The sequence below is a fragment of the Sphingomonas nostoxanthinifaciens genome (assembly GCF_019930585.1).
Lineage (GTDB): Bacteria > Pseudomonadota > Alphaproteobacteria > Sphingomonadales > Sphingomonadaceae > Sphingomonas_I > Sphingomonas_I nostoxanthinifaciens.
Map to the genome: position 1 here is coordinate 2292963 of NZ_CP082839.1, position 16870 is coordinate 2309832.

The following is a 16870-nucleotide window of genomic DNA, read 5'->3' on the forward strand; positions in this document are numbered from 1 at the left end:
GGGCCCTGGTTCCAGCATTCGTCGAAGGCGTTACGCCCCCGGTGGCGTGGGAACGGTCTTGGCGAGCAGATTGTGCATGCGCGTGTGCCCGTTGCGGGTGAGGCACAGCGTCTCGTCATCGTCGGCTGGCTCGGTCAGCAGATCTTCGGATGCTAGGATCTTGATCCAGCGGTCGAGCGTGGCGGCCGACGTCACCGTATGCTGCATGACTTCGGCCCGGTTCACTGTCCGCCCCTCCTCGGCGGCGATGTACAGGGTGAGCAGCAGCTCCCAAGAATCTTCGTCAAATAATTTGGGATTGAAGTATTCGCTGCGCGCGTCACGCACGGCGATTATCCACTTTGCGAGACTTACCGGCTGCTCGGCCATGCATGCTCTCCCCTATGCCCGGTTCGGCGACATGGCATTTCGGCGATCTCAACGTCGCTGCCACCGTTCGGTTGCATGCGAAAAGCGTGGCTTTAAACCGGCAGCAAGGTCGTATTCTTGACCTCTTCCAGCACGGCGTAGGTGCGGGTCTCGCGGACGCTCGGCAAACGGCTCAGCGTCTCGCCGAGGAAGCGGCGATAGGCGGCCATGTCGCGCATCCGCATCTTGATCAGATAATCGAAGCCGCCCGCCACCATATAGCATTCGAGCACCTCGGGCAGGCGCTGCACCGCATCGGCGAAATCCTTGAAGATGTCGTCGGTCGTGCGGTTGAGCAGCACCTCGACGAACACCACCAAGGCGCGGTCCAGCTTGGCGGGATCGAGCAAGGCGGTGAAGCCGACGATATGGCCGCTTTCGCGCAGCCGCCGCAACCGTTCGTGGCAGGCAGACGGCGACAGGCCGACCAGCGCCGCGAGATCCTGATTGGTGATGCGCCCGTCGGCCTGCACCGCACGCAGGATGCGTCGGTCGATCTCGTCAATCACCATGCTGTATCTCGATCTCGCACTCGACGACCGCCGGGGCGTCCAGCGTCTGGAACATCACCAGCGCATCGACCTGGCCGAGCGTCGGATGATCGAACGCCGCCGGCAGACGCCCCACGATCGCGAACCCCAGATGCTCCCACAGCCGCACCGCGCGCACATTCGTGCTGACGACGAAGTTGAACTGGATCGCGCGGAAGCCGACCTCGCGCGCGCGCGCCAACGAGTGCAGGCACATCCGTCGCGCGACGCCCCGGCCGGTCGCCGCGGTGGCGCTCATGTAACCGCAATTGGCGACATGCGCGCCCCCCCCGGCCTGATTGACGCGCAGATAATACGTGCCGATCACGGTGCCGTCCGCCTCGGCGACCCACGTCTCGCGATCGGCACCGGTCCAGTAAGCGAGCGCATCTGCCTGGTCCATGTCGCGCGGCAGTGCGTAGGTTTCGCCGGCGGCGATCGTTGGGCCGATGATCGCCCAGATCGCTTCGGCATCGCGCGGCTCGGTGCGCCTGATCGTCAGCTCGTCCACGTCGGCGGGGCGCTCTCGTTGGCCGGTCGGCCGGGAAGGATGGTGCGGGTGGTCGGGGTCGAACCGACACTCCTTGCGGAACCGGATTTTGAGTCCGGCGCGTCTACCAGTTTCACCACACCCGCACGGTGCGCAGGCGCGCCTACACCAGCGATTGACGGAATGCCAGCCGCCGCGCGGCGAGATGCACCGCATCCGGTACGGCGAAACGACCGCTTGACGCGATCAACGGCGGCGATCCACGTCGCACCCGGAACGTCATGGCGACTCGTCGCAGCGCCAGACCGTTTCACGGCCCCTATCCGTCGCGCGGAAAGCCGCTTAGTCAGGACGTTCGATCGCATGCGGGCCGCACGGGCTCGCCGGCGGCGGGTGGGCGGTTCGGGATTCGGACCGGAGCGAGGATGATGAATGAAGCGAGCCGGGTTGCGCGCGACGGTGGGTATGGCCGTGGGGGTGGCGCTGGCATCGACGGCGGTTGCGCCGGCTGATGCCTATCTGTTCTGGTCGCCACCGGCGATGGTGGGTACGCCCGCATCGGGTGACGACCCGACGGTGGTGATTCCGCTGGCCGGCGCCACCTCGAAGGAAGCGCAGGCGAACCTGCTGTGGACGCTGCGCGCCGGGCTCAACGTCGCCGCCCTGCAATGCCAGTTCGCGCCGCAGCTCCGTACGGTGGAACTCTACAACAACATGCTGCGCCAGCATGCGGTCGAGCTCAACGGCGCGTACAAGACGCTGCAAGCCTATTTCAAACGGGTGAGCCCGAAGACCGCGGCGACCGCGTTCGATCAATATACCACGCGCACCTACAATGGCTTCTCGACGCTGAAGGCGCAGATGAGCTTCTGCGACATCTCTGCGTCGATCGGGCGCGACACGATGGTGCATCCGCGCGGCGAGCTTGGCGGCGTTGCCGTCGCGCGCATGCGCGAGCTGCGCAACAGTCTCGTGCCGGTGGGCGACGCCGCCTTCGCCTTTGCGGGCAGCGGCAATCTGCCTGTCGCCGATCCGACCGACCTCGATCCGGTCTGCTTCGACAAGAAGGGCCGCGTGAAGCCCTGCAAGAAATAAGCGTGCTGGGCCGGCGCTAGCGCAGGCCCAGCATCTTGTGCGTCTGCACCGACAGCCGCCAGCGCGGACGGGCCAGCACGAATGCGATGCACGCGTCGGACGCGGCATCGCGATCGGGCCCGTCGAGCGGCTGGACGAGATGGTGATCGAACGCCCAGCCTTCCATCGCGGCCGGGTCGAGCCCCGATTGCGGCCACACCATCTTCAGTTCGTCGCCCGATCGTTGCACCACCGCATTGCCCGCCTTGGGGCTGACGCAGATCCAGTCCAGCCCGGCTGGCGCCGCGATCGTGCCGTTGGTCTCGACCGCGATCTCGAAACCCTCGCCCTTCAGCGCGGCGATCAGCGGATCATCCACCTGCAGCAGCGGTTCGCCGCCGGTCAGCACGACGAAGCGCTTTCCTCCGGTCGGGCCACCCTCGCCCCACAAATCCGCCGCCTGCCCCGCCACCGACGCGGCATCGCGATAGCGGCCGCCCAGCGTGCCATCCATGCCGACGAAATCGGTGTCGCAGAAGGTGCAGGCAGCGTCCGCCCGATCCTCCTCGCGGCCTGACCAGAGGTTGCACCCGGCGAAGCGCACGAACACCGCGCGCCGCCCCGCCTGTACGCCCTCGCCCTGCAGCGTCAGGAACATCTCCTTGACGGCATAGCTCATGGCGCGGCGGCGTAACGGGTTGGATCGGGTAGCCCTGCCTCGACGAAGCCCTTCGCGCGCAGGCGGCAGCTGTCGCAGCGACCGCAATGCAGGTCGCCCTGCGGATCGTAGCAGGACCAGCTCATCCCGGCATCGAGCCCCAGCCGCGCCGCTTCCTGCGCGATGTCGGCCTTGGTCATGTGCAGCAACGGCGTGTGGATGACGAAGCCGGCGCCCTCGACCCCCGCTTTGGTCGCCAGGTTGGCGAGCGCCTGGAACGCCGCGACGAATTCCGGCCGGCAATCGGGGTAGCCCGAATAATCGAGCGCGTTGACCCCGATCGCGATGTCGCGCGCGCCGCTCGCCTCGGCCATGCCGAGCGCGAGGCTGAGGAAGATGGTGTTGCGCGCGGGCACGTAGGTGGACGGGATGCCGGGCGCCACGCCCCCCTTTGGCACCGGCATGTCCGACGTCAGCGACGACCCGCCAAAGCGCGTCAGGTCGAGCGGCAGCACGATGTGGCGGACGGCGCCCAGCGCCTGCGCGACGCGCTCGGCCGCCGCCAGTTCGACGCGATGACGCTGGTTATAGTCGATCGTGAGCGCAACGAGATCGTGCCCGGCCTCGCGCACGAGCCCGGCCACTACCATCGAATCCAACCCGCCCGAAACCAGCACCACCACGGCGCCGCGGGCACGATCCTGCAATGTCGTCATGCCGCGCCAGATAGGGGAAAGCGCCGACGCTTCCAAGCGGCTCGCGGTCTGCGTCTCTCACGCAATCGCCAAGACCGCTCGACGAAGAAAGGGCCGCCTCGAAAGGCGGCCCAGATCGGCCAGTCACGGCCACTAGGGAGGACTGTGCCAAAGCGGCACGATCACTGTCCTAGCGCAAACATGCTAAACCGCGGCTTAACGGGTTCAGGCTGCGGCGGCCTGGATCGCGTAGCTGCTGCCGCAAAACTCGCAATGGACGTGGATCGTGCCCGCCTCGTCGGCCATTGTCGCCTGCTCCTCGGCGGGGAAGCGGGCGATCACACGGGCGAAATGATCGGGATCGCAGCGGCAGGCATGGCGCACGGCCATCGGCTCCAGCACGCGCACCTCATCCTCGTTGAACAGCCGCCACAGCAGGGTTTGCAGTGGCAGCGCCGCATCGGCCAGTTCCTCGGGCCGAACGCTGCCGCCCAGCGCCGCGACGTGCGACCATTCGGGGTGATCGAGCCGCGTGTGCAGTCGGTCGCGCCCTTCCTCGCCCTCGGGCAGATGCTGGAGCATCAGGCCGCCGGCGATCAGTCGACCATCGGCGCCGCGCGCGACGCCGATCCGCACCAGACTGGGGATCTGCTCGGACTGGCTGAAATAGGATTGCGCGGCCTCGGCCAGCGATGCCCCCTCCAGCGGGACGATGCCCTGATAGCGCTCGCCCGACACCGCCTGATCGAAGGTGATGGCAAGATAGCCGCTGCCGAACAGGTCGGTGAGCGACGGCTCGGCCGGCAGCGACGCGACGAGCGCGGCATCGTGGCGCAGATAGCCGCGCATCACCCCGGCCTTATAGTCGCACACCAGCAGGTCGATCGCGCCGCCCTTGGTCTGCGCCTGCAGCGTGAGCTGGCCGGCCGCCTCCTTCAAGGTCGTGCCGAACAAAGCGGTAAGAACGAGCGCCTCGGCCAGCACCCGCTCGATCGCCGGCGGATAGCCGTGCGCGGAAAGGATCTCGTCGAGCGTCGCCGACAGCCGCGTCAGCCGTCCGCGCGCATGCCGCGCCGGAAGCGTGAAGCCGAGAACCTGGTCAATATCGGGGGCAGTCATGGCCGCGATATGGGCGCCGGCGCCGGCTTTTCAAATCCGCTCAGATCTTGCCGAGGCACCACAGCAGCACCGCCTTCTGCGCATGCAGGCGGTTCTCGGCCTCGTCCCAGATCGCCGAGCGCGGGCCGTCGATCACCTCGCTTGCGACCTCCTCGCCGCGATGCGCGGGCAGGCAGTGGAGGAACAGGCCGTCGCGTGCGGCGTCGGCCATCAGCGCGGGCGTCACCTGATAGGGCGCCATCGCCGCAAGCTTCTCCTCGGCATGCGCCTGGCCCATCGAGATCCAGGTGTCGGTCACGACCACGTCGGCACCCGCCACCGCCTCGCGCGGATCGCGCGTCAGCAAGGGCGGCCGGTTGCCGGCGCGGCGCGCGCTGTCGATCACGTCGGCGGCGGGCTCGTAGCCCTCGGGGCAGGCGACCGCCACGTCGAAGCCGAGCAGGCTGCCCGCCTCGATGATCGAGTGCAGCACGTTGTTGCCGTCGCCCAGCCACGCCCAGCGCGTGCCCTCCAGCGGCCCGCGTCGTTCGACGAAGGTCAGCATGTCCGCCATGATCTGGCAGGGATGGCTGTGATCGGTCAGGCCGTTGATCACCGGCACGTCGGCGTGGCGCGCCAGCTCGACCAGCTTGGCATGATCGTCGGTGCGGATCATGATCGCGTCGACATAACGCGACAGCACGCGCGCGGTATCGGCCACGCTCTCGCCGCGGCCGAGCTGCATCGATCCACCGTCCATCACGATCGTCGTGCCGCCGAGCTGGCGCATCGCCATGTCGAACGACACGCGCGTGCGGGTCGAGTTCTTCTCGAAGATCATCGCCAGCACATGGCCGTCGAGCGGGCGATCGACGTCCGGCCGGCCCTTGGGCCAACCCGTGCGCACCATTTTGCGCGCGCGCGCCTCGTCCAGCATCGTGCGGAGACCGTCCGCCCCGGCGTCGGCGAGGTCGAGGAAATGCCGGGTCATGCCGCTGCCGGCACCTGATAGTCGCGCGCGGCGGCGGACAGTTTCTCGATGCACTCGGCGATGTGGCTGTCATCGATGTTGAGCGGGGGCAGGATCCGCACGACATTGTCGCCGGCGGCTACCGTCAGCAGGCCGTGATTGTCGCGCAGATGCGCCACGAAGGCGCGCGTATCGGTCTTGATCCGGATGCCGAGCATCAGGCCCATGCCGCGCACGCTTTCGAACAGATGATCGTGGTTCGGGATCATCTGTTCGAGCGCCTGGCGCAGCCGGTCGCCGCTGCGCTGTACGCCCACGAGGAATTCCGGGGTCGAGACGATCGCGAACACCGCCTCAGCCGCCGCCATCGCGAGCGGGTTGCCGCCATAGGTCGATCCGTGCGTGCCGATCACCATGCCTTTCGCCGCTTTCTCGGTGGCGAGGCATGCGCCGAGCGGGAAACCGCCGCCAATGCCCTTGGCCACGGCCATGATGTCGGGCGTGATCCCGTAATGCTCGTGCGCGAAGAAGGCGCCGGTGCGGGCATAGCCGCACTGGACCTCGTCGAGGATCAGCATCAGGCCGTGCGCGTCGGCCAGTGCGCGCAGGCCCTTCAGGAATTCCGGGGTGGCGGGCAGCACGCCGCCCTCACCCTGCACCGGCTCGACCAGGAAGCCCGCGCAATCGGGGCCGATCGCCGCCTCGGCCGCGGCGAGATCGTTGAACGGCACGACGGTGAAACCGGGCAGCAGCGGCTCGAACCCGTCGCGCATCTTCGGCTGGTCGGTCGCGGAAATCGTCCCGAGCGTCCGTCCGTGGAAGGCGTTCGAGAAGCTGATGATGCGATGCCGCTGGGGATGGCCGTCGGCATAATGATAACGCCGCGCGGTCTTGATCGCGCATTCGACCGCTTCGGCGCCCGAATTGGTGAAGAAGACGGTGTCGGCAAAGGTGCGCTCGACCAATTTCTCCGCAAACGCCTCGCCCCGCGGGCTGCCGTACAGGTTCGACACGTGCATCAAAGTCGCCGCCTGATCGGCGATCGCCTTCACCAGCGCCGGATGGGCGTGGCCGAGGATGTTGACCGCGATGCCGCTGGCGAAATCCAGATAGCGCTCGCCCTGCTCGCCGAACAGATACGCACCCTCGCCGCGCACCGGACGCACGCCACACCGCGGATAAACGGGCATCAGGGGCGTGATCGTCATCGGTAGGGACTCCTTCGGGCAAATGCGTCGCTGGCGGAAAAAAGCTCCGGAAAAGCAAAAGGCGGCCCGAAGACGGCCGCCTGCGCGCGCCTATAGCGGCGCAGCAGCGCCGGCGTCAACGCATTGGAGGAGAAGCAGGCCGATGCGCGATCGGCGCCTGCGATAACCGAAGCGCTTCGGCCTCAGCGCAGCCCGGGCCGCCACATCTGGCGCGACGGCTTGACCAGTTGCGGCTGGGGCGCGCCGGTGACCGGCTTGCGCGCGAGACGGGGATCGATCGGGTTGTCGAACGCGACACCGATGCGGCCGCTCGCGGTCCACGCGATGCGGCCCGGCACGGGGCCGATGCCGCGCAGGTCCACCTCGATCCGTTCCTCGCGCGAGAAGCTGACCGGCGCCTCGGCCATCATCCCGCCGGGCGAGAGATTGCGCACCTTGACGGTGACGTCGATGCCGCCAAGGCGGCGCAGGACTGCCATGAGGAACATGCTGTCCCGCGGCTCGCTGCGCAGATGGGCGTGTTCGCCCTCCTGCTCGCGATCAGGGACAGACTGATGATCCACGTGTTCCTCGACGATTTGGGCTTCAGACCAGCAATGGCCTAAAATGGATGACAAGCCGTTAAGCCGGCCATCCGTTCGTCTTATTCGTCGCGGGAGATCTTCTCGTTGCGCTCGTGCCGCTCCTGCGCCTCGACCGTCATCGTCGCGACCGGCCGTGCTTCGAGCCGGGCGAGCGAGATCGGCTCGCCGGTCACTTCGCAATAGCCATATTCGCCCTCGGCAATGCGGCGAATGGCCGCGTCGATCTTGGCGATCAGCTTACGCTGGCGATCGCGCGTACGCAGTTCGATCGACCAGTCGGTCTCGCTCGAGGCGCGATCGGTGACGTCCGGCTCCCGCAGCGAATCGACCTGCAGTTGCGCCAGCGTCTCCTTCGACTCGCGCAGGATCGAATCCCGCCAATCCAGCAGCTTACGCTTGAAATACGTCTGCTGACGCGGGTTCATGAACGGCTCGGACGGCGTAGGCCGATAATCCGGTCCGATCTCCATGCTTAAGTGATCTTCGTCCCGCTCTTGGATACTCACAGCCGTAGCCATAACGCGCCATCCACCCCGATGGGGAGCGCGCCCCCGGCGCTCCCGCCTTTGCCCGGGGGGCCCATACCAATCAGAACCAGACCGGACAAGCGTCGGCGCGCGGTTCTTGCACAACCGCGCGCCGGATCGTCCGAATGACGAGGCAAGAGCCTAGCTTGCGCCCTTGCCGCTCGCGGCCTTGGCCGCCGCGTCGAGCTGCTCGGCGGTCATGCCGATCATCAGCGCGCCGCCCTGCGCCTGGGCGAATGCGGTCTTCCGCAACTGGACCTTGGTGGTCGGCGTCTCGACCGTCACCAGATTGCCGGTGATCGCCGCGACCTTGCCGACATCGCCGCCCTGCGGGCCCTTCACCGGCGTGCCGACCGCAATCTCGGCTGGCTTGGACGCCTTGTTCACGGCCGCCTCGAGATCGGCCTTGGTCATGCCGATGACGAGGCCCTTGTCGCCCTGGGCGAAGGACGACACCGGGATCGACGCCTTCGCCGTACCCGTCGAAATGACGGCGTTTCCACCGGCGACCGAGTCGATCGTGCCGACTGGCGCGCCGCTCGTATCGCTGACCGTTGCGCCGGCAGTCACGTTCGGTGCCGCCGCCGTCGTGGCGGCCGCTGGAGTAGTCGTGCCACTATCCTGAGCAAATGCAGGTGCGGCCATCAGCGCGGTCGAAGCCAGCGCAATCGCAAAGATCTTCATCTTTACTCTCCTCTGTTTCACGAATGACACAATGAGGATTTGGCGACGAAGATGCATTGCGCCACCTTTTCAGCGGATGGATGGTGGCACGATTACGATGAACCGTTAGGATGCGGTGTAATCGAGCAACGCCGCCTCGATCCGGTCGACCGGATGATTGGTCAGATCCTTGGCGATCTCAGCGGTGATCTTCGCCTGCGCCTTGGCATGGAAGTGCCGGCGCAACTCGCCCAGCGTGCGCGGCGGCGCGACGATGATGAGCGTCTCGAACTCGTCGGCCAGCGCGCCGCGATTGACGCGCTCGGCCGCTTCGACCGCGAAGCGATCCTCGGCCTGCTGATGAAAATCGCTCTCGTCGGCATTGTTGCCGCCGGGCATGCGGCCGGCGGGCGCGCTCTTGATGTCGCGATCGGCCTCGTCTGCCTGCTGTTCGGCGGCGACGACCTGCAGGTTCGGCTGTTGCGCATCACCCTCGTTGCGGAAGAACAGCATCTTCGCGCCGTCGGCGACGAGGATGCGGGCATCGTGGGGAATATGCATGAAATGATCCTTTCGGTCTGGACCCCGCCAACGCGCCGGGCCGAGCGAGGGTTGCGGGCGGATCGCTCCCACGCCATGAGGCGGGCGCCATGCACGATATCCGCGCCCTCCGTGACGATCCCGCCGCTTTCGACGCCGGCCTCGCGCGGCGCGGCCTCGCGCCTGCTGCCGCCGGGCTGCTCCAGCTCGACGAGAATCGTCGTGCCCGGCTGACCGAGGCGCAGACGCTCCAGGCACGCCGCAACGAAGCGTCGAAGGCGATTGGCCAGGCCAAGGCGCAGAAGGACGACGCCCGCGCGCAGGCGCTGATGGACGAGGTCGCCGGCCTCAAGACGCGGATGGCAGAGGCGGAGACAGAAGCTGCCGCCGCCGGCGAAGGGCTCGATGCCGCGCTCGCCGCCCTTCCCAACCTGCCCGCCGCCGACGTGCCCGAGGGCGCAGACGAGAATGACAATGTCGAGCTGGCCCGCTGGGGCGAGCCGCGCGTCTTCAGCTTCCCGCCGAAGGATCATGCCGATCTCGGCCCGCCGCTCGGCCTCGACTTCGAAGCGGGTGCGGCGATCGCCGGCGCGCGCTTCACCGTGCTGCGCGGAAGCATGGCGCGCCTCCACCGTGCGCTCGGCCAGTTCATGCTCGACACGCAGAGCGGTGCCAACGGCTATACCGAGGTCGCGCCGCCGCTGATGGTGCGCGACGCGGCGGTGTTCGGCACGGCGCAACTGCCCAAGTTTGCCGAGGATCTGTTCCGCACCACCGACGGCCGCTGGCTGATTCCCACCGCCGAGGTGAGCCTGACCAACCTCGTCCGCGAGCAGATCCTTGCCGAAACGGCGCTGCCGCTGCGCTTCACCGCGCTCACCCAATGCTTTCGCTCGGAGGCGGGCGCCGCCGGGCGCGACACGCGCGGGCTGATCCGCCAGCACCAGTTCGAGAAGGTCGAGATGGTCTCGATCACCGCCCCTGATCAATCGGAGGCTGAGCATGAGCGCATGACCCGCGCCGCCGAAGGCGTGCTGGAACTGCTCGGCCTGCCCTATCGGCGCATGCTGCTCTGCACCGGCGACATGGGTTTCTCGGCGCGCCGCACCTACGACCTTGAAGTGTGGCTGCCCGGCCAGGGCCGCTATCGCGAGATTTCGAGCTGCTCGAACTGCGGAGACTTCCAGGCGCGGCGGATGGACGCACGCTACCGGCCGGCCGAGGCGAAGGGCACGGCGTTCGTCCACACGCTCAACGGCTCGGGCCTCGCAGTGGGCCGGACCCTGGTCGCGGTGCTGGAAAATTATCAGCAGGAGGACGGATCGGTGATCGTGCCCGAGGCGCTCAAGCCGTATATGAGCGGCGTCGAGCGGCTGGTCGCCGCCTGATGCGCATCCTCGTCACCAACGACGACGGCATCGGCGCCGCCGGCATCCGCCTGCTGGAGCAGATCGCCCGCACCTTCTCCGACGATGTGTGGGTGGTGGCCCCCATGGAGGAGCAATCGGGCAAAGGCCGCTCGCTCACCCTCACCCAGCCGCTGCGAATGCGCAGCTATGACGAGCGCCACTTCGCCGTGAGCGGCACGCCGACCGACGCCGTCATCATGGCGCTCGCCGAGATCATGCCCGACAGGCGCCCCGATCTGATCCTGTCGGGCATCAACCGTGGCGCCAATCTGGGCGAGGATTGCCTGTATTCGGGGACGGTCGCCGCGGCGATGGAGGGCGCGCTCGCCGGCATCCGCTCGATCGCGCTCAGCCAGCGTTACGCGCACGAGGGAATGGGCTTCGACGTCGCGTTCGATGCGGCCGAGCATTGGGCGCACAAGGTGCTGGCGCCGTTGCTGGAAACGCCGCTCGCACCGCGCACGCTCGTCAACATCAACTTCCCGCCGATCGCCGCCGATGCGGTGAAGGGCGTGAAGGTCGTCGCGCAGGGGCTGCGCGACTATGGCCGCCCGCAGCTCGAAAAGAGCAAGGATCCGCGCGGCTTCGATTATTGGTGGCTCAATCTCGGTCGCGTCGTCTGCACGCCCGAGGCAGACACCGATCTCGAGGCGATCGAGCAGGGCTATGTCACCGTCACGCCGCTGCATCTCGACCTGACCCATCAGGCGTCGCGCGCGGCGCTGGAGCAGATCTACCTGTGATGCGCGTGGCCGGGCTCCTGCTGGCGGGCCTGGCGACGATCGCCGCCGCGTCGGACAACCCGCCGGCGTGGGAAGCCGCGAAGGTCACGCCCGCGGCCAGGGACGTCGTGGCATCCAGCTACGTCGTCAAGGACGGCGACACGCTCGGGCTGATCGTGGCGAGAACGGGCGCCGGGGCCGACGCGATCGCGCAGGCGAACGCGCTCGAACCGCCCTTCCGCCTGCGGCTTGGCCAGCGGCTGAAGATCCCCGCCGGCCGTTATCACCGCGTCGCCAAGGGGCAGAGCGGCATCGCCATCGCCCGCGCTTATAGTGTCGAGTGGCACCGCATCGCCGAGCTCAACCATCTCGAGCCGCCCTACCAGCTGCGCGAGGGCCAGCGCCTGCTGCTGCCGAGCGCGAAGGAGGCCGCCAAGATGACGCTGGAAGAGCGCGCCGCCGCCTTCCACATCGACATCGACGATCTGGTGACCGGCGGCGAGCCCGCGCTGGCGCCCAAGGCCGAGAAGGCCAAGCCGGCCGCGCCGACGCGCAAGGCCGCCGAGGCGATCGCGCCGACCACGCCGGTCGCCCCGCCCCCGCCCGAGGCTGCGCCGGGCCGGTTTGGCTGGCCGGTCGAGGGCCGTATCCTCCGCACCTTCGGCCCGCAGGCCAATGGCGGCCGCAACGACGGCATCGACATTGCGGCGGCGGCGGGAACGCCGTTCGTCGCCACCGCCGACGGCGTGGTGGCTTATGCCGGCAGCCTCGCCGGCTTCGGCCAGCTCGTCCTGATCCGCCACGGCGGCAACTACCTCTCCGCCTACGGCCATGCGCAGAGCCTGAACGTCGCGCGCGGACAGGCGGTGCGGCGCGGCCAGACGCTCGGCAAGGTCGGCGCGACCGGCTCGGCGCCCGAACCCGAGCTGCATTTCGAGCTGCGCGCCGGCCGCAAGCCGGTCGATCCGCGCACGATGCTGCCGGCGAGCGCGAAAAGCGCCGCGCGGTCGGAATAAAAGGCCGCTTATCCCGGTCATCTCCCCATAAGCTTGGCAAGGGGGACGATCGTGAAGATACATCATGCGGCGCTTATCGCGGGCCTGCTGGCGGCCGCGCCGGCATACGCCGATTCGCTGTTCGAGCAGCTTTCGCCAACACCGACCGGATATAGCGCCGGGACCGATTACGGCATTGCGAGCCCGGTCTATTATCTCGATGGGCCGCACATCATCGGCCCCTCGGTCGCCGACGTCACCGGCACGATCTTCCGCCTGGCCGGCAGCGATGGCTCTTACGGGCTGTCGCTCGGCTGTGATGCCGGCGATTTCGGCAGCGGCGTCGCCGGGCACATCGTGCTGCTCAGCCGCGGCACGTGCCTGTTCGCCGAAAAGATCCACAATGCGCAGAATGCCGGCGCGCTGGCGGTGCTGGTAGCGGACTATGATCCCGCACCGCCCTCGCTGAACTATACCGGGCGCGACGATGCGGTGACGATCTTCGGATTCAGGATCTCGTCCGCGCTCGGCCAATTGCTTTCGGACGAGACACTGACCCAGACCACCCAGGTCCACATGGCGCTCGGCGACAATCTGGTGTCGAGCCTTGCGGTGCCCGAGCCTGCCAGCTGGGCCTTGTTCATCGGCGGCTTCGGCATGGTCGGATCGGCCATGCGTCGTCGGAACACCAGGGTTGCGTTCGCCTGACACCCGAATGCGCGGCGACGCTCCCGACGGAGCGTCGCCCGTACGCCAGCCCGATCGGTCTCTGCGCCGGGCAGGCTAGCGCCCCTTCTTCTCCCACGCCGCCGATTGCGCGCTAACCAGGTCGAGCAGATTGCCCTCGACCAGGCTGATGTCGAGCGGGTGGATGCCCCAGCCGGGCGTGCGTGAGAATTCGCCGAAGATGCGTTCCATCATCGACTGAAACCACCCCTGCTCGATCCGCACCGCCAGCACGCTGCCGCGCTCGTCGGTGACGCATTCGGCGGTCAGCGCGCCCAGCGGCTCGAAGAAGGGCGGATCACCCGCCGGCATCGATGGCGACTTGCTGAAGAGAGGCTTCAGCGCGCCACGGCCGCCGCCGATCGCCGCCGGATTGACGCACAGCGGTGCCTGCCCCAGCCGCCCCTTGCCGAAGGCGCGCGCGCCATCGAGCGCGGTTGCGGGATAGCTCGACCAGGCGACGATGCAGCCGACCTGCCCGGTCGCATGGCAGGCGGGGATCGCCTTGAAGCTCGCCTGATCCAGATCGGGATTGCCCGCGAGATAGGCGCCGACCAGCAGCTTCTGCGCCGGCTTGCCGTCAATCTCCTCCGCGATCAGCCGCTTGAGCAGGATCGATCCCTGGCTGTGGCCGATCAGCACGACTCCGCGCCCGTGATTGTCGTGCGCCATATAGCTGCGCCATGCATCGCGAATGTCGCGATAGGGCAAGGCGAACGACGCGGTGAGATCGCCATTGCCGGGATTGGCCATCCGCCAGCGCAGATGCGCCATCGTCAGCTGATGATAGAGCGGCGCGAAGGTGCGGCAGACCGACCCGAACCGCGCGAACTGTGCATGGACCGAGCGCTTCTCGCCGCCGTCGGGCGTCAGGTCGCTGTACAGCGTCTGGTCCAGCGACGCGGTGGGATAGACGTAGAAGCAGTCGATCTTGGGGTCGGCCGCCGGCTGCCACGGCGTCACCGTCTTGTGCCCGTCGGCCGCGATCGTCACCGCATCCAGCCCAGCGACGCAGGTCGGCTCGGTCGTGCCCGGCCGGCACATCCAGCTCGCGGGCTGGCTGTAATCGACCGGCGCGGTATCGCCCGCCTTGGGCTCCTCGGGCACCTGCGCGAGGGCCGGACCGAAGGCCGAGGCCAGCGCCACCAATCCAACGATAAAACGGCGCATCATTCCACCCTCTCGCAAAAGCGTGCGCGCGACGCTATGTGGCGCGCTTCCCTATGGCAACCATCCTCCCCTCCCCGCCCAAGGTCGGCATGGTGTCGCTCGGCTGTCCGAAGAATCTCGTCGATTCCGAGCGTATCCTCACCAAGCTACGCGCCGATGGTTACAAGATGTCGCCGGATTATGCCGGGGCCGACATCGTGCTCGTCAACACCTGCGGCTTCCTCGACAGCGCCAAGGAGGAAAGCCTCGAGGCGATCGGCGAGGCGATCGCCGAGAACGGCCGCGTGATCGTCACCGGCTGCATGGGCAAGGAAGCCGAGACCATCCGTGCCCGCTTCCCGCAGGTGCTCGCCGTCACCGGCGCGCATCAATATGAGCAGGTGGTCGGCGCGGTGCACGAGGCGGCGCCGATCCCGCCCTCTGCCTATCTGGATCTCATTCCCGAGCGCGACCTGAAGCTTACGCCGCGCCATTACAGCTATCTGAAGATTTCGGAGGGCTGCAACCACCGCTGCTCCTTCTGCATCATCCCGGCGCTGCGCGGCGATCTGGTCAGCCGCCGCCCCGACGCGATCCTGCGCGAGGCGGAGAAACTGGTCGCGGCGGGCACGCGCGAATTGCTCGTCATCAGCCAGGATACGTCGGCCTACGGGCTCGACCTGCGCCACGCATCGTGGCCGTGGAAAGGCGGCGAATTGCGCGCCGACATGACGCATCTGGCGGCGGCACTCGGCGAGCTCGGCGCATGGGTGCGGCTCCATTACGTCTATCCCTATCCGCACGTCGACCGCATCATTCCGCTGATGGCCGAGGGCAAGGTGCTGCCCTACCTCGACATTCCGTTCCAGCATGCCGCGCCGTCGGTGCTGCGCGCGATGAAGCGCCCCGCCAACGACGCCAAGGTGCTGGAACGGCTGGCGAACTGGCGCACGATTTGCCCCGACATTACGATCCGCTCGACCTTCGTCGTCGGCTTTCCCGGCGAAACCGCGGCCGATTTCGATTATCTGCTGCAGTGGCTCGAGGAAGCGCAGCTCGACCGGGTCGGCGCCTTCCGCTTCGAGCCGGTGGCCGGCGCCGCCGCCAACGATCTGCCCGGCGCGGTCCCCGAGGCCGTCAAGGAGGAGCGCTATGCCCGCCTGATGGAGCTGACCGCGCGCATCTCGGCCGCCAAGCTGCAGGCGAAGATCGGCCGCACGATCGACGTCATCATCGATGCCGCCGACGACGAGGGCGGCGCCACGGGCCGCTCCAAGGCCGACGCGCCCGATATCGACGGCGAGGTGTTCCTGCGCGACACGCACGGCCTCCAGCCCGGCGATTTCGTGCGGGTGCTGGTCGAGGATGCCGACGAGCACGATCTGTACGGCTTGCCGGTCGCCTGAGCTTCCCGCCGCCCGTGCGGCGCGTTAGGCCGTCGGGGCTATCGGGAGGCCGTCGATGATTGCATTCGCCTTGTTCGCGTCGAGCATCTCGGCAACCGCGCTGGGCCCGTGCGCCCCGGCGGACATCCAGGCCGCGCTGCGGACGGCGATCCCGGCGATGGGCGCCAACGATCCGGCCAAGGCGCGCATCGCCCTGGCGCCGATCGAGAATTGTCCGGTCGACGGCAATGCGAGCTACATCGCCCACGTCATGCGCGCCGACATCGCCGCACGCGAGCAGGATTGGGTCACCGCCCGCGCGATGCTGGCGAACGTCGCGGTCCATCCCGAACATGGGCTGAGCGCGCTGGCGGGCGCGATCCGGCTGCGCGCGGATCAGGGCCTCGGCGACGCCCCGGCCTTCGCCGCCGATCGCGCTGCCCTGCTCGCGGCGCAGGACGGCGAACTGGCGCGGGCCGGCAGGAAGGTGGAAAGCTTCCGCACCGGCGCGGCGCGCGTGGACGCCTATCAGGCCGAATTCGATCAGGGTGGCTTCCACCGCATGGTCGAATTCGTCGTCACGCCCGACGATACGTCCGCCTACCCCGTCGCGATCATGCTGACCGACGATCGCACCGCGCTCCAACTGGGCACCGCGCTCGCCAAGCCCGGCCAGCCCGCACCCGCGCACGTCTGGTTCGTTGACCTCTACACATGTGGCGGCCATTCGACGCTGGGCCCGGTGAAGCAGCCGCTGGGCGCCGACGCACCCGATTATGCCGAGGTCAAGGCCAAGGCGGTCGCGGCGCTCGCCGACGGCAGGGCGATCGCCGCGACACCGCCGCTGCCGGGGGCCTGCCCCGGGGCCGCGGTGGATGCTGCCGGGGCTCGGCCTGCGCTCGGCGCCGCCGCCCGCACCGAAGACGTAACGTGGCGAGCGGAGCATCGACCGGCGGCGCCCGCCTGCCGCTTGTCGCCCGACGGACGGAGCCATATCATTCCTGCATGGGAACGAGTCGCGCGCTCTTCTTAGGCTTGG

General features: G+C 68.1%; 20 protein-coding genes and 1 tRNA gene. 7 read left to right on the top strand and 14 right to left on the bottom strand.

Annotated elements, in window-relative coordinates:
* Nucleotides 1-30: 30 nt before the first annotated feature.
* The 4 genes from K8P63_RS10885 to K8P63_RS10900 all read right to left on the bottom strand — a co-directional run bounded on the left by K8P63_RS10885 (nucleotide 31) and on the right by K8P63_RS10900 (nucleotide 1574).
* Complete coding sequence (locus K8P63_RS10885) at nucleotides 31-369, bottom strand: hypothetical protein (RefSeq protein ID WP_223796057.1); 339 nt, start codon at nucleotides 367-369, stop codon at nucleotides 31-33.
* A 92-nt stretch (nucleotides 370-461) separates the two neighbouring features.
* A complete protein-coding gene (locus K8P63_RS10890; RefSeq protein WP_223796058.1) occupies nucleotides 462-920 on the bottom strand; it encodes an Lrp/AsnC ligand binding domain-containing protein in 459 nt (152 codons plus the stop codon).
* Nucleotides 910-1449 (bottom strand): GNAT family N-acetyltransferase, encoded by a 540-nt coding sequence (locus K8P63_RS10895; protein WP_223796059.1) that lies wholly within the window; start codon nucleotides 1447-1449, stop codon nucleotides 910-912. The genes K8P63_RS10890 and K8P63_RS10895 overlap by 11 nt, the downstream gene beginning before the upstream one ends.
* 40 nt (nucleotides 1450-1489) lie before the next feature.
* Nucleotides 1490-1574, bottom strand: a tRNA-Leu gene (locus K8P63_RS10900).
* A 286-nt stretch (nucleotides 1575-1860) separates the two neighbouring features.
* On the opposite strand from K8P63_RS10900, the gene K8P63_RS10905 reads away from it, so the two are divergent.
* The gene (locus K8P63_RS10905; RefSeq protein ID WP_223796060.1) at nucleotides 1861-2523 is read left to right on the top strand and encodes a hypothetical protein; all 663 of its coding nucleotides are present in this window, start codon (nucleotides 1861-1863) and stop codon (nucleotides 2521-2523) included.
* Nucleotides 2524-2539: 16 nt separating this feature from the next.
* On the opposite strand, the gene queE is transcribed toward K8P63_RS10905, so the two are convergent.
* From queE to K8P63_RS10950, 9 genes are all read right to left on the bottom strand, one after another.
* The gene (gene queE / locus K8P63_RS10910; protein ID WP_223796061.1) at nucleotides 2540-3181 is read right to left on the bottom strand and encodes a 7-carboxy-7-deazaguanine synthase; all 642 of its coding nucleotides are present in this window, start codon (nucleotides 3179-3181) and stop codon (nucleotides 2540-2542) included.
* On the bottom strand, nucleotides 3178-3876 hold the full coding sequence (gene queC, locus K8P63_RS10915; protein ID WP_223796062.1) for a 7-cyano-7-deazaguanine synthase QueC: 699 nt from the start codon (nucleotides 3874-3876) through the stop codon (nucleotides 3178-3180). Before queC ends, queE begins: the two co-directional genes overlap by 4 nt.
* 204 nt (nucleotides 3877-4080) lie before the next feature.
* Nucleotides 4081-4974: an Hsp33 family molecular chaperone HslO gene (gene hslO / locus K8P63_RS10920; RefSeq protein ID WP_223796063.1), complete on the bottom strand. Its 894-nt coding sequence runs from the start codon at nucleotides 4972-4974 to the stop codon at nucleotides 4081-4083.
* Between the two features lie 40 nt (nucleotides 4975-5014).
* Nucleotides 5015-5944, bottom strand: a complete 930-nt coding sequence (gene argF / locus K8P63_RS10925) for an ornithine carbamoyltransferase (RefSeq protein ID WP_223796064.1) — start codon at nucleotides 5942-5944, stop codon at nucleotides 5015-5017.
* Complete coding sequence (locus K8P63_RS10930) at nucleotides 5941-7131, bottom strand: aspartate aminotransferase family protein (RefSeq protein ID WP_223796065.1); 1191 nt, start codon at nucleotides 7129-7131, stop codon at nucleotides 5941-5943. The genes argF and K8P63_RS10930 overlap by 4 nt, the downstream gene beginning before the upstream one ends.
* Before the next feature lie 182 nt (nucleotides 7132-7313).
* Nucleotides 7314-7619 (bottom strand): PilZ domain-containing protein, encoded by a 306-nt coding sequence (locus K8P63_RS10935; protein ID WP_263282628.1) that lies wholly within the window; start codon nucleotides 7617-7619, stop codon nucleotides 7314-7316.
* 155 nt (nucleotides 7620-7774) lie between these two features.
* Nucleotides 7775-8185, bottom strand: a complete 411-nt coding sequence (gene dksA / locus K8P63_RS10940; protein ID WP_398288890.1) for an RNA polymerase-binding protein DksA — start codon at nucleotides 8183-8185, stop codon at nucleotides 7775-7777.
* 198 nt (nucleotides 8186-8383) lie between these two features.
* The gene (locus tag K8P63_RS10945; protein WP_223796068.1) at nucleotides 8384-8926 is read right to left on the bottom strand and encodes a hypothetical protein; all 543 of its coding nucleotides are present in this window, start codon (nucleotides 8924-8926) and stop codon (nucleotides 8384-8386) included.
* A 105-nt stretch (nucleotides 8927-9031) separates the two neighbouring features.
* Nucleotides 9032-9466, bottom strand: coding sequence for a host attachment family protein (locus K8P63_RS10950; protein WP_223796069.1), 435 nt, complete (start codon nucleotides 9464-9466; stop codon nucleotides 9032-9034).
* An 89-nt stretch (nucleotides 9467-9555) separates the two neighbouring features.
* Between K8P63_RS10950 and serS the strand changes: the two genes are divergently transcribed.
* Genes serS through K8P63_RS10970 form a run of 4 tightly spaced genes read left to right on the top strand, consistent with a single transcriptional unit; the run spans nucleotide 9556 to nucleotide 13279 of the window.
* The gene (gene serS, locus K8P63_RS10955) at nucleotides 9556-10833 is read left to right on the top strand and encodes a serine--tRNA ligase (RefSeq protein ID WP_223796070.1); all 1278 of its coding nucleotides are present in this window, start codon (nucleotides 9556-9558) and stop codon (nucleotides 10831-10833) included.
* Nucleotides 10833-11597 carry a 5'/3'-nucleotidase SurE gene (gene surE / locus K8P63_RS10960; RefSeq protein ID WP_223796071.1) on the top strand — a complete coding sequence of 255 codons (765 nt, stop codon included), beginning with the start codon at nucleotides 10833-10835 and terminating at the stop codon, nucleotides 11595-11597. The genes serS and surE overlap by 1 nt, the downstream gene beginning before the upstream one ends.
* Nucleotides 11597-12592, top strand: coding sequence for a M23 family metallopeptidase (locus K8P63_RS10965; RefSeq protein WP_223796072.1), 996 nt, complete (start codon nucleotides 11597-11599; stop codon nucleotides 12590-12592). Before surE ends, K8P63_RS10965 begins: the two co-directional genes overlap by 1 nt.
* 51 nt (nucleotides 12593-12643) lie before the next feature.
* A complete protein-coding gene (locus tag K8P63_RS10970) occupies nucleotides 12644-13279 on the top strand; it encodes a PA domain-containing protein (RefSeq protein WP_223796073.1) in 636 nt (211 codons plus the stop codon).
* A 75-nt stretch (nucleotides 13280-13354) separates the two neighbouring features.
* On the opposite strand, the gene K8P63_RS10975 is transcribed toward K8P63_RS10970, so the two are convergent.
* Entirely contained in the window at nucleotides 13355-14467 is a 1113-nt protein-coding gene (locus K8P63_RS10975) for a DUF3089 domain-containing protein (protein ID WP_223796074.1), read from the bottom strand.
* 53 nt (nucleotides 14468-14520) lie between these two features.
* On the opposite strand from K8P63_RS10975, the gene rimO reads away from it, so the two are divergent.
* Together rimO and K8P63_RS10985 are read left to right on the top strand one after the other, a co-directional pair.
* Nucleotides 14521-15852: a 30S ribosomal protein S12 methylthiotransferase RimO gene (gene rimO, locus K8P63_RS10980; RefSeq protein WP_223796075.1), complete on the top strand. Its 1332-nt coding sequence runs from the start codon at nucleotides 14521-14523 to the stop codon at nucleotides 15850-15852.
* Nucleotides 15853-15907: 55 nt separating this feature from the next.
* Nucleotides 15908-16864 carry a hypothetical protein gene (locus K8P63_RS10985; RefSeq protein WP_223796076.1) on the top strand — a complete coding sequence of 319 codons (957 nt, stop codon included), beginning with the start codon at nucleotides 15908-15910 and terminating at the stop codon, nucleotides 16862-16864.
* Nucleotides 16865-16870 lie beyond the last annotated feature (6 nt).